Below are 13,326 nucleotides of genomic sequence, written 5' to 3'. Positions count from 1 at the left end.
AATGCGCGACGAGTTCCGGGCTGACCTGCAGATCGTCAGCCAACTGCTGGTGGACATGGCGGAAGGGGTCCGGGCCGCGATGCGGCAGGCCACCCGCGCCCTGCTCACCGCGGACCGCCGGGCGGCCGAGACGGTGATCGAGCGGGACGCCGAGATCGACGACCTCTACCGGCACGTCGAGGAGCGGGTCTGCGACCTGCTCGCCCGGCAGGCGCCGGTCGCCTCCGACCTGCGCGCGATGATCACCGCGCTGCACGTCGCGGCCGACCTGGAGCGGATGGGCGACCTGGCCGACCACGTCGCCAAGACGGCCCTGCGCCGGCACCCGTCGCCGGCCGTGCCGGCCGAGCTGCGGCCGATCTTCACCGACATGGCCGCCACCGCCGACCGGATGGCCGTCAAAATCGGCTCGGTGCTCGCCAAGCCCGACGCCGACCTCGCCGCCGAACTGGACCGCGACGACGACACCATGGACGACCTGCACCGGAGCCTGTTCGGGGTGCTGCTCGGCGACGACTGGCCGTACGGCGTGGAAACCGCCATCGACGCCACCCTGCTCGGCCGCTTCTACGAGCGCTTCGCCGACCACGCCGTCAACGCCGGCGAGCAGGTGGTCTACCTGATCACCGGCCAGACCCCGCCCACCGCGAGCTGAGTTGTAAGGAAGGGCCCCTTGTTAACGCTATGCGTTAACAAGGGGCCCTTCCTTGCACGGCACGTGGGTCAGCGGCCCTGGTTGGCTACAGCGGCGGCGGCCGCCTTGGCGGCGGTCGGGTCGAGGTAGGTGCCGCCCAGCGTCAGGGGGCGCAGGTGCGGGTCGAGGTCGTAGCGCAGCGGGATCCCGGTCGGGATGTTGAGCTTGGCGATCGCCTCGTCGGAGATCTGGTCCAGGTGCTTGACCAGGGCACGCAGCGAGTTGCCGTGCGCGGCCACCAGCACCGTCCGGCCGGCCAGGATGTCCGGCACGATCGAGTCGTACCAGTAGGGCAGCATCCGCTCGACGACGTCCTTGAGGCACTCGGTGCGCGGCATCAGCTCGCTGGGCAGCAGCGCGTAGCGCGGGTCGCCCACCTGCGAGAACTCGTCGTCGTCCGCGATCGGCGGCGGCGGCGTGTCGTACGAGCGGCGCCAGAGCATGAACTGCTCCTCGCCGTACTCCTCCAGGGTCTGCTTCTTGTTCTTGCCCTGCAACGCGCCGTAGTGCCGCTCGTTGAGCCGCCACGACCGCCGCACGGCGATCCAGTGCCGGTCGGCCGCGTTGAGCGCCAGCTCGGCGGTGCGGATCGCGCGGCGCATGACGCTGGTGTGCACCACGTCAGGCAGCAGGCTGTGCTCGCGCAGCAGCTCGCCGCCGCGGCGCGCCTCGTTCTCGCCCTTCTCGGTCAGGTCGACGTCGACCCAGCCGGTGAAGAGGTTCTTGGCGTTCCAGTCGCTCTCGCCGTGCCGCAGCAGGACCAGCGTCCCGACGGTGGGCCCCTCGCTCGCAGTCATGCCGATCATCCTGCCGCACCCGGCGCGGGGACACGCGGGCGGTGGTCGTGACGACCACCACGTGGAAAAGGCGGTGACCGGAAAACTGGCCCCACACTAGGTTGTAAGGCGCAACAATCAGGACGGTCATTACGCGAGCGGGGGCGCCGACGTGCGGACGATGCGGGGTTGGTTCCGGGACACGACAGGTGGCCTGCCGGTCACCTTCTGGTACCTCTGGGCCGGCACGCTGATCAACCGGCTCGGCTCGTTCGTCCTGGTCTTCCTCGCCATCTACCTGACCCAGGAGCGCGACTTCTCCGCGTCGCAGGCGGGCCTCGTGATCGGCCTGTGGGGTGTCGGCGGCGCGGTCGGCACCACCGTCGGCGGCACCCTGACCGACCGCTGGGGCCGCCGGCCGACCCTGCTCACCGCGCACCTCGGCGCGGCCACCATGATGCTCGCCCTCGGCTTCGCCCGGGAACTCTGGGCGGTGGCGCTCGGCGCGCTGCTGCTCGGCATGTTCGCCGAGGCCGCCCGCCCGGCGTTCGGGGCGATGATGATCGACGTGGTGCCGGAGAAGGACCGGCTGCGCGCCTTCTCGCTGAACTACTGGGCGATCAACCTCGGCTTCGCCTGCGCCGCCGTCCTCGCCGGCCTCGCCGCCGAGGCCGGCTACCTGCTGCTCTTCGTGGTCGACGCGACCACCACCGTGATCACCGCGCTGATCATCTTCGCCAAGGTCGGCGAGACCCGGCGGGCCCCCGCCGTCGGCGCCCGCCACAAGGGCCCCGGGGCGCCGGCCGGGGCGCTGCGCACCATCCTGGCCGACCGCGTCTACCTGGGCTTCGTGGCGCTCAACCTGTTCGGCGCGCTGGTCTTCCTCCAGCACATCTCGATGCTGCCGATCGCGATGGGCGACTCCGGCCTGAGCCCCGCCACGTACGGCTCGGTGATCGCGCTCAACGGGGTGCTGATCGTGGTCGGCCAGCTCTTCGTACCCCGGCTGATCAAGGGCCGGAGCCGGTCGCACGTGCTCGCCCTCGCCTCCGTGGTGATGGGCGTCGGGTTCGGTCTCACCGCGTTCGCGGACGCGGCCTGGTTCTACGGCCTGACCGTGCTGATCTGGACCGTCGGCGAGATGCTCAACTCGCCGTCCAACGCCACCCTGATCGCCGAGCTCTCCCCCGCCGAGCTGCGCGGCCGCTACCAGGGCGTGTTCTCGCTCTCCTGGCAGGTCGCCGGCGCCGTCGCGCCGGTCCTCGGCGGCCTGGTTCGTGAGCAGGCCGGCAACGGCGAGCTCTGGCTCGGCTGCGCGTTGGTCGGCGGGCTGATGGCGATCGCCCACCTGGTCTCCGGCCCGGCCCGGGAACGGCGGGCCGTCGCCCTGCGCGGGGCCACCGAGACCGTCGTGCCGGTGGTGGCGGTCCGACCACCCGCGCCGGAGGCGGCCGAGGCGGCGGCCACCGCGCCCGCCGAGCCGCTGGTGCCCGGCGCGGACGCCGGCCCGCCCGCCGACCCGCGGCGGACGGCCGAGTCGACAGGCGTGCGGTGAGTCGAGCGCGCGCCCAGGAGGGCCTGACCGGAGTGCGGTGATCAGCGACACGCTGGCGCGCCGGACCCGGGCTTCCTACGGTCGAACCTGAAACCGTTAACAAACACAACTGTCTGGAGGGGCGGGTGCGGTCCCTGCGTCGCTGGCTGGACGACACCGCGGGCGGCCTCCCCGCCACCTTCTGGTACCTCTGGGCCGGCCTGCTGATCAACCGGGCCGGCGCCTTCGCGATGCTCTTCCTGTCGCTCTACCTGACCGCTGCGCGCGGCGCGAGCGAGGCGCTGGCGGGCACGGTGGTCGGGGCGTACGGGCTGGGCGGGGCGGGCGGCGTGCTGCTCGGCGGGGTGCTGGCCGACCGGTGGGGACGCCGGGCCACCCTGCTCGCCGCCCACCTGGTCACCGCCGGGCTCATGGTCGCCCTGGCCTTCAGCCGGCACCTGGTGGTGATCGCCGTGCTCGCCGCCCTGGTCGGGTTGGCGCACTCGATGCCCAGCCCCGCCTTCGTCGCGGCGATCGTCGACGTGGTGCCCGAGCGGCGCCGCGCCCGCGCGTTCAACCTCCAGTTCTGGGCGTTCAACCTCGGCATGGCGGTGGCCTCACTGCTGGCCGGCCTGCTCGCCGAGGCCAGCTTCCTCGCGCTCTTCCTGGTCGACGCCGCCGCCACCCTGGTCGCGGCCCTGGTGATCGCCTGGAAGGTCCCGGAGACGCTGGCGCGGGTGCGGGTCGGCCGGGCGGCGGGACACCGGGAGCGGGCGGCGCGGCGGCGGGGGCGTCCGCGCCCGCCCGGGCTGCACACGGCCCTGATGGACCGCACCTTCCTCACCTTCGTGGGCCTGACCTTCGTGCTGGCCGTGCTGACCATGCAGACCTCGACGATCATGCCGCTGGCGATGCGGACGGACGGGCTGCGCCCGTCGGCGTACGGCGCGGTGGTCGCGCTCGGCGGGGTGCTGATCGTGGTGGGGCAGCTCTTCGTGCCGAGGCTGATCGAGCGGCACCGCAAGCACCACGTCCTGGCCGTGTCGACCGTGCTGCTGGCGGCCGGCTTCGCCGTCCTCGCCGTCGCCGACGACCTGGCGGTGTACCTGGCCGCGGCGCTGGTCTGGACGGTCGGCCAGATGCTCGCCGCCCCGCCGAACGCCCAGATCAACGCCGACCTCGCCCCGCCCGAGCTGCGCGCCCGCTACCAGTCGGTGTTCTACCTGGCATTCCCGGCGGCGTCGTTCGTGGCGCCCACGCTCGGCGGGGTGAGCCTGCAGTACCTCGGGGACGGGCACTGGCTCGTCGTCGGCGGGTTGGGGCTGCTGGCGGCCGGCTGCCACCTGCTGACGGGCCCGTCCCGCGACCGCCGGGTGGCCGCCCTCCGCGCCGCCCACACCCAGGCCCGCCCCCGGCCCGCGGCCCCGGCCCGGACGCCCGCACCGGCGCGCTGACCCGTACGGCCGGGGGCGGTCAGGAAGGGCCGGCATCGCCGCGCACCCGGCGAGAGACGGGCGCGTCCCCCGAGGAAAGCAGAGCGCCCATCACGGCCTGTGGTCGTGATGGGCGCTCGCACGGTATGACCGGCGGCGGCGGGCGATACCCACCCCCGTAGGCGTCGCCCGCTCGCGCCGCCGGTCCAAACAGGTGGCCACCGTCCCCCAACGGTGTTGTTCCACCCGTCCCCTGCACCTCGCTCGGTGCACGGATCTGATCGATCCGCCGCTCCCCCGAACGTTTCCGAGCGTGGCGCGGTGCAATAAAGTTAGTTCGCCCGGATTCCCGATTCAAGCTGGATCGGCTGTCTCGCCGGTCACAGCACCCGGTGTCCCACCCGGATGTCGCTGCCTCGGTCCTCCGTCGTGGCCAACGGTGGATACCCGTCGGCCATTCCCCCAAACACGTCAGGCGTCCTCACGATCCGGGGATTCCGTACGGAAGAAGTTGCTGGGCCGGCCGTCGCGGAGCTGCTCCTGGTAGATCAGGTTCAGCTTGCGATCGTCGAAGGTGCGGAACCACTCGTCCCAGGTGATCTCGCGCACCCGGCTGCTCTCCCGGTAGCCGGGGATGTTGAACGTGAGCACGCCGGCCCGGCCCTCCCGCTCGGTGCCCGCGATCGTCGCCGGCTTCGCGCCGCGCTCCTGCGCCCAGCGCCGGATCACGTCGTGGTTCGCGGTGACCAGACTGCGGCCGGGGCGCTCGGGCCGGTCGGCGATCGAGGTGATCACCTGCGAGGAACGCACCGACCGCGAGGAGGCACGGCCGGTCCGGACCGGGGTCGCCTTCGTCGCCGTACCGCCGCCCGCCAGGCCGGCCCGCGACGACGCCGGCGCGGACTTCCTCGCCGCCGTGGTCTTCCGGGCCGGCGCGATCTTCTTCGCGGGCGCGGTCTTCTTCGCCGCCGCCTTCTTGGCGGGGGCCGTCTTCTTGGCGGGGGCCGCCTTCGCGGCGGCCTTCTTCGCCGGGGCCTTCTTCGCCGGGGCGGTCTTGTTCGCGGCCTTCGCCCGGCTCGGGGCGGCCTTGCCCGCGGCCCGTCCGGCAGCCGCCTTCTTCGTGGCGGCGGCCCGGCCGGCCGATGCCTTCGTCCCCGTCGCGCGGCCGGCGGGCCCGGTGCTGCGGCGGGCGGCACCGCCCGCGCGGCGCTCCGCACTCAGGGCCCGCACCAGGGTCTTCACCAGTTCCGGCTTGCGCAGCGCAGAGATCCCGGAGACCCCGCGCCGGCGCAACTGCCCCCGGATCTCGTCCACCTTCATCCGCGAGATGTCGGACTCGGAGATCCCCGGCGTGTTCGGGGTCTGGTTGCCCGCCTGCCGTTTCGTCCTGGTCGCAGTCCCGCCGCGACCTGAGCTGTTCCGCTGAGCCATGGGACGCTCACGCTCCTCGACAGTTGGTCCTCGGCGCGCGGCGGGTCCCAGTGCCGCGCCGCGCGGTGCGGCATACCCGTCAGGACCGGTCCGAACCTCCCGCCGGGGCACCCGCACCGGGAGCGCCGCCCCCGGTGCCGGCGGCCCCCGCGGAGCCCGCGCCGGCGGCGGCCGGGGACGGCTCGAAGAGGTGCGCGAACGCCGCGAGGTTCGCGGTGGATTCGCCCCGCTTGACCCGCCACTCCCACTCCCGGCGGATCGAGCTGCCGAAGCCGATCTCCAGCATCGTGTCGAAGGACTCGTCGGCGTACGTCAGCACCGCGCCGAGCAGCCGGTCCAGCTCGTCGGCGTCGATCCCCGCCGGGTTGACCCGGCCGGTCAGGTAGACGTCGCCGACCGCGTCGACGGAGAAGGACACCCCGTACATCCGGGCGTTGCGTCGCAGCAGCCAGGCCCACAGCTCCTCGCGGCGCTCGTCCGGCTGGCGCATCACGAACGCCTCGATCCGCAGCGCGTGCTCGCCGACGATCAGGTTGCAGACCGTCTTCAGCTTGTGGGTGCCCGGCAGCGTGACCGCGTACGAGCCCGGGCCGGTCGACTCCCAGGCCAGCTCCCGCTCGTCGCAGACCGCCTCGATCAGGGCCGCCAGATCGTCCTTCGCGCTCATCGGCCCACTCTACGGCCGCCCCCGCCCCGGCACCCGGTGGCGGCGGACGGCCCGCCACCGGCGACCGGGCCGATCACCAGGAGCAGGACATCGCCGCGTCGCCGGCCAGCTCGGAGGCGAGCCGGGCCCGGTGGCCGGCGATCGCGTCGCCGTAGACGGCGAGCAGCCCCGAGGCCGTCCGCTGCCAGGAGAACGCGCGGGCGTGCCGGGCCGCGCCCCGGGACAGCTCGGCCCGGCGGAGCCGGTCGGGCAGCAGACGGCCGAGCGTACGGGCCCAGTCGACCGGGTCGTGGCCGTCGACGAGCAGGCCGCTGACCTGGTCCCGGACCGCGGTCACCAGCCCGCCGACGGCGGCGGCCACCACCGGCGTGCCGCAGGCCTGGGCCTCCAGCGCCACCAGCCCGAAGGACTCGTTGTGCGACGGCACCGCCACCAGGTCGGCCGCCCGGTACAGGGCGGGCAGGTCGTCGCCCGTCTGCGGCGGCAGGAACCGCACCCGGTCGGCGACGCCGAGCGAGGCGGCCAGCTCCATCAGGGCGGTCGGGCGGTCCAGGCCGCTGCCGCTGGGGCCGCCGCAGATCACCACGGTCACCTCGTCGGCGAGCGCCGGGTCGCGCTCGCGCAGCGCGGCCACCGCGCGGACGAGCACGTCCGGGGCCTTCAGCGGCTGGATGCGGCCGACGAAGGCCACCACGTACCCGGTGGCGGGCAGCCCGAGCCGGCGGCGGGCGGCGCGCTGGCGCCCCTCGGAGGCGGGGCGGAACCGGTCCAGGTCCACGCCGGGCTCGACGATCGCCACCTGGGTCGGGTCCGCGTCGTACCGGTCGATCAGGTCCCGGGCCTCGACCGCGGTGTTCGCGACGAGCCGGTCGGCCTCGGCGACCACCTGCTCCTCGCCGATGACGCGGGCCTTGGGTTCCGGCCGGTCCCCGGCGGCGAGCTGGGCGTTCTTGACCTTCGCCAGGGTGTGCGCGGTGTGCACCAGCGGCACGCCCCAGCGCTCCTTGGCCAGCCAGCCGACCTGGCCCGAGAGCCAGTAGTGGGAGTGGATCAGGTCGTAGTGGCCCGGTGGGCGGGACGCCTCGGCGCGCAGCACGCCGGCGGTGAAGGCGCAGAGCTGCCCTGGCAGCTCCTCCTTCGTGAGCCCTTCGAGCGGGCCGGCGGTGACGTGCCGGACGTGCACGCCGGGGGCCGTCTCAACGACCGGGGGCAGGTCGCCGGAGGTCGCCCGGGTGAAGATCTCCACCTCGACGTCCGCCTCGGCGAGCCGCCGCGCGACCTCCAGGATGTAGACGTTCATGCCGCCCGCGTCGCCGGTGCCCGGCTGGTGCAGGGGCGAGGTGTGCACCGAGACGGTGGCGATCCGCCGGGGGCGGGGCCACGGACGCGCACCGCGCTGACGACCCACACCGGTGTGCACTTCCGCCACGTCCGCTCCCTCTGTCACGGTTTATGCCGTCCCGCACGCCCGGCGCTTTCGGACAACGTCCTCGCCGGATGTCATCTTCCCGATCCCGCCCCGCTGATGCGCGGGGGCGACCCCCGGGCGTGACGGACCTCATCACCGCGCCGAGGGCGCCCGGCGCGGCCGGCCGGGTGAGAATGGCCGGATGACCTCTGTCGCCGTCGTCACCGGAGCGTCCAGCGGGATCGGCGCGGCCACCGCCCGCCGGCTCGCCGCCGAGGGCTTCCACGTGCTCGCCGCCGCGCGGCGTACCGACCGGTTGGCCACCCTGATCGCGGAGATCGAGGCGGCGGGGGGCGCGGCCACCGCCGCGCCCTGCGACGTCACCTCCGACGAGTCGGTGGCCGGGCTCGCCGAGGTCGCGGCCGCTGCGCCGGGGCCGGTCACCCTGCTGGTCAACAACGCCGGCGGCGCGCGCGGGCTGGACCCGGTCGAGTCCGGGTCGGTCGGCGACTGGCAGTGGATGTACGACGTCAACGTGCTCGGCACGCTGCGCGTCACCCAGGCGTTGCTGCCCGCGCTGGAGGCGTCCGGGGCCGGCACCATCGTGATCGTCTCCTCGACCGCCGGATTCACCGTCTACGAGGGCGGTGGCGGCTACACCGCCGCCAAGCACGCGCAGACGGCCGTCGCCGGCACCCTGCGCCTGGAGTTGTGCGGCCGCCCGGTCCGGGTGGTGGAGATCGACCCCGGCATGGTGAAGACCGACGAGTTCGGGCTGGTGCGCTTCGGCGGGGACGCCGAGAAGGCGGCGGCGGTCTACGCCGGGGTCGCCGAGCCGCTGGTCGCCGAGGACGTCGCCGACTGCGTCGCCTGGTGCGCGACCCGCCCGCAGCACGTCAACGTCGACCGCCTCGTGGTGCGCCCGCTGGCGCAGGCCGCCCAGCACAAGGTGCACCGGGTCGGCTGAGCCGGACCGGCGGTCGACGATGGCGGGCACGGCGCGGCACCGGCCGCTCGGCGTGGTGACCCGGGGGACGACCAACCCCAACCGGCTCCGCCGGGTGGACAACTGGATCGTCGAGACCTGCGGGAAGGCGCTGCGCGACGCCGCCGACCCGCTGGTGGTGGACCTCGGCTACGGCGCCACCCCGGTCACCGCCGTCGAGCTGCGCGCCCGGCTCGCCGCCGGGGTCCGCGCCGACGTGCGGCTGGTCGGGCTGGAGATCGATCCGGTACGCGTGGCCGCCGCCCAGCCCGCCGCCGACCCGCCCCGGCTGACGTTCGCCCGGGGCGGGTTCGAGCTGGCCGGGCTACGTCCCGCCCTGGTGCGCGCGTTCAACGTCCTGCGCCAGTACGACGAGCGCGAGGTGGCCGACGCCTGGCGGACGATGACCGCCGCGCTGGCCCCGGGCGGGCTGCTGGTGGAGGGCACCTGCGACGAGCTGGGCCGGCTCGGCGGCTGGGTGCTGCTCGACGCGGAGGGCCCCCGGACGCTCACCCTGGCCGCGAAGCTCACCACCCTGGGCACCCCGGCGGAACTGGCCGAACGGCTGCCCAAGGCGCTCATCCACCGCAACGTCCCCGGCGAGCGGATCCACGACCTGATCGGGGCGCTCGACGACGCCTGGCACGCCGCCGCCGGCTACGCCCCGTTCGGCCCCCGCCAGCGCTGGCTCCACGCGGTGTCCGCCGTACGAGGGTCGGGCTGGCCGATCCTCGACGGCCCCCGCCGCTGGCGCCACGGCGAGCTCACCCTCCCCTGGCCCGCCGTCGCCCCCACCTGACCGCGCCAGCCGCCGAGGGCATCAGATGGTGCAGTTGACGAGGACGGGTTCGGGGTGGAGGGTGACGCCGAAGCGGCGGTGGACGCCGTCGCGGATCTCCCGGGCCAGCTCGACCAGGGCGGCGGTGCTGGCGGTGCCGCCGCGGTTGGTCAGGGCGAGGGTGTGCTTGCCGGAGATGGCGGTGCCCTCCGGGCCCGGGTGGCCCTTGCCGAAGCCGGCCTTGTCGATCAGCCAGGCGGCGCTGATCTTCACCATCTCCCCCGGGCAGGGCCACGACGGCGGCTCGCCCAGGTCGGCGGCGCGCTCGCGCAGCAGCTCGTACGCCGCGCGATCCAGCACCGGGTTGGTGAAGAACGAGCCGACCGACCGGGTGTCCGGGTCGGCCGCGTCGAGCACCATGCCCTTGCCGGCGCGCAGCCGCAGCACCGTGGCCCGGGCGTCGGCCAGCGGCACCCGGTCCCCCACCTCCACGCCGAGCGCCCGGGCCAGCTCGGCGTAGCGCACCGGGCCGGACAGCGGCGAGCGGGCCAGCCGGAAGTCGACCGACAGCACCACCCAGCGGTCGCTGTACTTGAAGACGCTGGAGCGGTAGGCGAAGCCGCAGTCGGCGGCGGCGATCCGCCCGACCGTCCCGTCGACCCGGTCGTGGACCCGCACGCCGGTGATGGTCTCGGCGACCTCCTGCCCGTACGCGCCGACGTTCTGGATCGGGGTGGCGCCGGTCGAGCCGGGGATGCCGGAGAGGCACTCCAGACCGGACCAGCCGTTGGCCACGGTGGCGGCGACCAGGTCGTCCCAGGGCTCGCCGGCCTCGACGCGTACGGTGACGGTCGCGGCGTCCTCGTCGACCACCCGGAGGCCCCGGGAGCGGACCAGGACCACGGTGCCGGGGAAGCCGGCGTCGCCGATCACCACGTTGCTGCCGCCGGCGAGGACCAGGACCGGCTCGTCCCGTTCGCCCGCCTCCCGCACCGCCCGGACGATCTCGTCCGCGTCGGTGCCGGCCACGACGCGTCCGGCCGGTCCGCCCAGGCGCAATGTGGTGTATCGCGCCAGTTCGCACGTAGCGGCGGGTTCGGTGCCGGTTGTCGGCTGGGCGTAGACGTCAGACACGCCTTTCACCCTAGGCTGAGGGGTAGCCGCGGCGCCCACTGGTGGCCCGGTCACCCCCGGGAGGATGGCGATGAGCAGACTGCACGGCACGAAGGACTTCTGGATCGGTGCGCTCCGGGCGGAGGGCCCGGCGTTCGCCGCGGCCGTGGCGGAGGCGCCACCGGAGACCCCGGTGCTGTCCTGTCCCGGCTGGACCGTCGCCGACCTGACCCTGCACCTCGCCGCCATCTACCGCTGGGTGCGCTCGTTCGCGGGCGCCGGCGCGGCCAGCCGGCCGCCGGGCCGGCCCGAGCGGATCGAGCCGGAGGCCGGCGTCGCCCCGCTCCGGCTCTGGCAGCAGGAGTACGACCAGCTGATGGCCCTCTTCGACGCCCTCGACCCGGAGGCCCCGGCCTGGAACTGGGCCCCCCAGCCGAAGAAGGCGGGCTTCTGGCCGCGCCGGATGGCGCACGAGACCGCGGTGCACCGCTGGGACGCCCAGCTGGCGATCGCCGCCGGTGAGCCGGTCGAGGCCAAGCTCGCCGCCGACGGGGTGAGCGAGGTGCTGGACACCTGGCTGCCCGCCGGCCGGCGCCGCACCGCCGGCCAGTGGCACGGGGTGGTGCAGCTCTCCGCGGTCGACGCCGCCCAGCAGTGGTTCCTCCGGCTGCGCGGCGAGGGGGTGGCCCTGCTGGACACCGCCACCATCTTCGACCACGACGACCACCACGCCCGGGCGCAGGTCAGCGGCACGGCGAGCGACCTGCTGCTCGCGCTCTGGGGCCGGGTCAGCTTCGACACGCTCGACGTGGCCGGCGATCCCACCCTGCTCGAGGGTCTGCGCGTCGGCTGACCTCCGCGCGGAGCCGGGACCCGAGGGCTCCGCGCGGTTACGCCGCACGTCCGCCAGTGGCCGCCCCCGTCCCGGGGGCGGCCACTGGCGTCGCAGCCCTCGCCGGCTCCGGTCGGCGGCCAGCTCCGCCTCGGCCGTGCGGTCCGTGGCCGGCCCGGCGGCGGCGGTCTCCGTACGGCATTGAGAGCGCTCTCTTGACACCGCCCCTACCAGGCACCACCCTGTCGTGAGAGCGCTCTCTCAGCTCCGTTCCACCACCTGCCTCGCCACCTCAGACGACCTGAGAGGAGTCCGACAGAAATGGGTGTCTTTCCACGCCGCCGCCTGGCGGCGGTGGCTCTCGTCGCCGCCACCGCACTGTTCGCCACCGCCGGCTGCGCCGGCGGCGACGAACCCGCCGACAACGGCCAGATCACGCTGACGGTCGACGTGTTCAGCCAGTTCGGCTACGAGGAGCTCTACAAGGAGTACATGGCCAGCCACCCCGGCGTGAAGATCGTCGAGCGGGGCACCGGCACCAACCTCGACGACTACTCGCCGAAGCTGACCCAGTGGCTCGCCGCCGGCAAGGGCGCGGGCGACGTCGTCGCCATCGAAGAGGGGTTGATGGTCGAGTACAAGGCCAACCCCGACAACTTCGTCAACCTGCTCGACCACGGCGGGGCCGAACTCCAGGGCAACTTCCTGGAGTGGAAGTGGAAGGGCGGGATGACCCAGGACGGCAAGCTGATCGGCCTGGGCACCGACGTCGGCGGCATGGCGATGTGCTACCGCAAGGACCTGTTCGCCAAGGCCGGCCTGCCCACCGAGCGCGACGAGGTGTCGAAGCTCTGGCCGACCTGGCAGGACTACATCAAGGTCGGCGAGCAGTTCAAGGCGAAGAACACCGGCGCCTCGTTCCTGGACGCCGCGACCAACATCTTCAACACCATCGTGCTCCAGACAGCGGGCAACGCGCAGGGCTACCACTACTACGACACCGCCGACAACCTGGTGGTGGACAGCAACCCGGCCGTCCGGCAGGCCTGGGACACCACGATGGACATCGTCGACTCCAAGCTGTCCGGCAAGTACGGCTCCTGGTCCGAGGAGTGGGTCTCGGCCTTCAAACAGGCCAAGTTCGCCACCATCGCCTGCCCGGCCTGGATGACCGGCGTCATCGAGGGCAACGCGGGCGCCGAGGCCAAGGGCAGGTGGGACATCGCCCGGGTGCCCGGCAACGGCGGCAACTGGGGCGGGTCCTGGCTCGCCGTGCCCGCCCAGAGCAAGCACCGCGCCGAGGCGATCGAGCTGGCGAAGTTCCTGACCAGCGCCAAGGGCCAGATCGGGGCGTTCAAGGCCAAGGGCCCGCTGCCCTCCTCGCCGCAGGCACTCGCCGACCCGGCGATCGTCGACGCCAAGAACGCGTACTTCTCGGACGCCCCGGTGGGGCAGATCTTCGGTGAGGGCGCCAAGACCCTCAAGCCGGTCTACATGGGGCCGAAGAACCAGGCCGTCCGCACCGAGGTCGAGAACGCCGTCCGCACGGTCGAACTCGGTCAGCGCAGCCCCGAACAGGGCTGGACGGACGCGGTGAACAACGCGAAGAAGGCCGCCGCCAAGTAGCCCGAACCGGAAGTGCGGGCGGGTGGGCGCCGGGGGCGCCGATCCCGCC

The 13,326-nt window shown here is 73.9% G+C and carries 12 protein-coding genes; 7 read left to right on the top strand and 5 right to left on the bottom strand.

What is annotated here, in order from left to right; genetic code table 11:
- Position 1 precedes the first annotated feature (1 nt).
- A complete protein-coding gene (phoU, locus tag ACGFZ2_RS24850) occupies positions 2-655 on the top strand; it encodes a phosphate signaling complex protein PhoU (protein WP_393457349.1) in 654 nt (217 codons plus the stop codon).
- A 68-nt stretch (positions 656-723) separates the two neighbouring features.
- On the opposite strand, the gene ACGFZ2_RS24845 is transcribed toward phoU, so the two are convergent.
- Positions 724-1,491: a phosphoglyceromutase gene (locus ACGFZ2_RS24845; protein WP_393264769.1), complete on the bottom strand. Its 768-nt coding sequence runs from the start codon at positions 1,489-1,491 to the stop codon at positions 724-726.
- A 151-nt stretch (positions 1,492-1,642) separates the two neighbouring features.
- Here ACGFZ2_RS24845 and ACGFZ2_RS24840 point away from each other — a divergent pair, with 151 nt between their 5' ends.
- Together ACGFZ2_RS24840 and ACGFZ2_RS24835 are read left to right on the top strand one after the other, a co-directional pair.
- The gene (locus ACGFZ2_RS24840) at positions 1,643-3,025 is read left to right on the top strand and encodes an MDR family MFS transporter (protein WP_393457346.1); all 1,383 of its coding nucleotides are present in this window, start codon (positions 1,643-1,645) and stop codon (positions 3,023-3,025) included.
- 125 nt (positions 3,026-3,150) lie between these two features.
- A complete protein-coding gene (locus ACGFZ2_RS24835) occupies positions 3,151-4,458 on the top strand; it encodes an MFS transporter (protein WP_393457343.1) in 1,308 nt (435 codons plus the stop codon).
- Positions 4,459-4,908: 450 nt separating this feature from the next.
- Here ACGFZ2_RS24835 and ACGFZ2_RS24830 read toward each other — a convergent pair whose 3' ends face one another.
- The 3 genes from ACGFZ2_RS24830 to mshA form a co-directional block, all read right to left on the bottom strand.
- Positions 4,909-5,757 (bottom strand): hypothetical protein, encoded by an 849-nt coding sequence (locus ACGFZ2_RS24830; protein WP_393457471.1) that lies wholly within the window; start codon positions 5,755-5,757, stop codon positions 4,909-4,911.
- Positions 5,758-5,947: 190 nt separating this feature from the next.
- Positions 5,948-6,535 carry a YbjN domain-containing protein gene (locus ACGFZ2_RS24825; protein WP_393264760.1) on the bottom strand — a complete coding sequence of 196 codons (588 nt, stop codon included), beginning with the start codon at positions 6,533-6,535 and terminating at the stop codon, positions 5,948-5,950.
- A gap of 73 nt (positions 6,536-6,608) precedes the next feature.
- A complete protein-coding gene (mshA, locus tag ACGFZ2_RS24820) occupies positions 6,609-7,964 on the bottom strand; it encodes a D-inositol-3-phosphate glycosyltransferase (RefSeq protein ID WP_393457340.1) in 1,356 nt (451 codons plus the stop codon).
- A gap of 181 nt (positions 7,965-8,145) precedes the next feature.
- On the opposite strand from mshA, the gene ACGFZ2_RS24815 reads away from it, so the two are divergent.
- Both ACGFZ2_RS24815 and ACGFZ2_RS24810 read left to right on the top strand, forming a co-directional pair.
- Positions 8,146-8,910: an SDR family NAD(P)-dependent oxidoreductase gene (locus tag ACGFZ2_RS24815; RefSeq protein WP_393457337.1), complete on the top strand. Its 765-nt coding sequence runs from the start codon at positions 8,146-8,148 to the stop codon at positions 8,908-8,910.
- 19 nt (positions 8,911-8,929) lie between these two features.
- Positions 8,930-9,727, top strand: a complete 798-nt coding sequence (locus tag ACGFZ2_RS24810; protein WP_393457334.1) for a class I SAM-dependent methyltransferase — start codon at positions 8,930-8,932, stop codon at positions 9,725-9,727.
- Positions 9,728-9,748: 21 nt separating this feature from the next.
- Here ACGFZ2_RS24810 and ACGFZ2_RS24805 read toward each other — a convergent pair whose 3' ends face one another.
- Positions 9,749-10,840, bottom strand: a complete 1,092-nt coding sequence (locus ACGFZ2_RS24805; protein ID WP_393457331.1) for a UDP-N-acetylmuramate dehydrogenase — start codon at positions 10,838-10,840, stop codon at positions 9,749-9,751.
- Between the two features lie 70 nt (positions 10,841-10,910).
- Between ACGFZ2_RS24805 and ACGFZ2_RS24800 the strand changes: the two genes are divergently transcribed.
- Both ACGFZ2_RS24800 and ACGFZ2_RS24795 read left to right on the top strand, forming a co-directional pair.
- Positions 10,911-11,672, top strand: a complete 762-nt coding sequence (locus tag ACGFZ2_RS24800; protein ID WP_393457328.1) for a maleylpyruvate isomerase family mycothiol-dependent enzyme — start codon at positions 10,911-10,913, stop codon at positions 11,670-11,672.
- A 300-nt stretch (positions 11,673-11,972) separates the two neighbouring features.
- Entirely contained in the window at positions 11,973-13,277 is a 1,305-nt protein-coding gene (locus ACGFZ2_RS24795) for an ABC transporter substrate-binding protein (RefSeq protein WP_393457325.1), read from the top strand.
- The last annotated feature ends 49 nt before the right edge of the window (positions 13,278-13,326 follow it).

This window comes from Micromonospora sp. NPDC048063 (assembly GCF_043202855.1).
GTDB lineage: Bacteria > Actinomycetota > Actinomycetes > Mycobacteriales > Micromonosporaceae > Micromonospora.
The sequence above is the reverse complement of the archived record's forward strand: the minus strand, read 5'-3'. Positions and strand labels throughout refer to the sequence as shown.

What these genes read in the sequence shown, in the direction of transcription:
- phoU (WP_393457349.1), top strand. Translation starts at nt 2, where the DNA reads ATGCGCGACGAGTTCCGGGCTGACCTGCAGATCGTCAGCCAACTGCTG.
- ACGFZ2_RS24830 (WP_393457471.1), bottom strand. Translation starts at nt 5,757, where the DNA reads ATGAAGGTGGACGAGATCCGGGGGCAGTTGCGCCGGCGCGGGGTCTCC.
- ACGFZ2_RS24795 (WP_393457325.1), top strand. Translation starts at nt 11,973, where the DNA reads ATGGGTGTCTTTCCACGCCGCCGCCTGGCGGCGGTGGCTCTCGTCGCC.
- ACGFZ2_RS24845 (WP_393264769.1), bottom strand. Translation starts at nt 1,491, where the DNA reads ATGACTGCGAGCGAGGGGCCCACCGTCGGGACGCTGGTCCTGCTGCGG.
- ACGFZ2_RS24815 (WP_393457337.1), top strand. Translation starts at nt 8,146, where the DNA reads ATGACCTCTGTCGCCGTCGTCACCGGAGCGTCCAGCGGGATCGGCGCG.
- ACGFZ2_RS24810 (WP_393457334.1), top strand. Translation starts at nt 8,930, where the DNA reads ATGGCGGGCACGGCGCGGCACCGGCCGCTCGGCGTGGTGACCCGGGGG.
- ACGFZ2_RS24825 (WP_393264760.1), bottom strand. Translation starts at nt 6,535, where the DNA reads ATGAGCGCGAAGGACGATCTGGCGGCCCTGATCGAGGCGGTCTGCGAC.
- ACGFZ2_RS24800 (WP_393457328.1), top strand. Translation starts at nt 10,911, where the DNA reads ATGAGCAGACTGCACGGCACGAAGGACTTCTGGATCGGTGCGCTCCGG.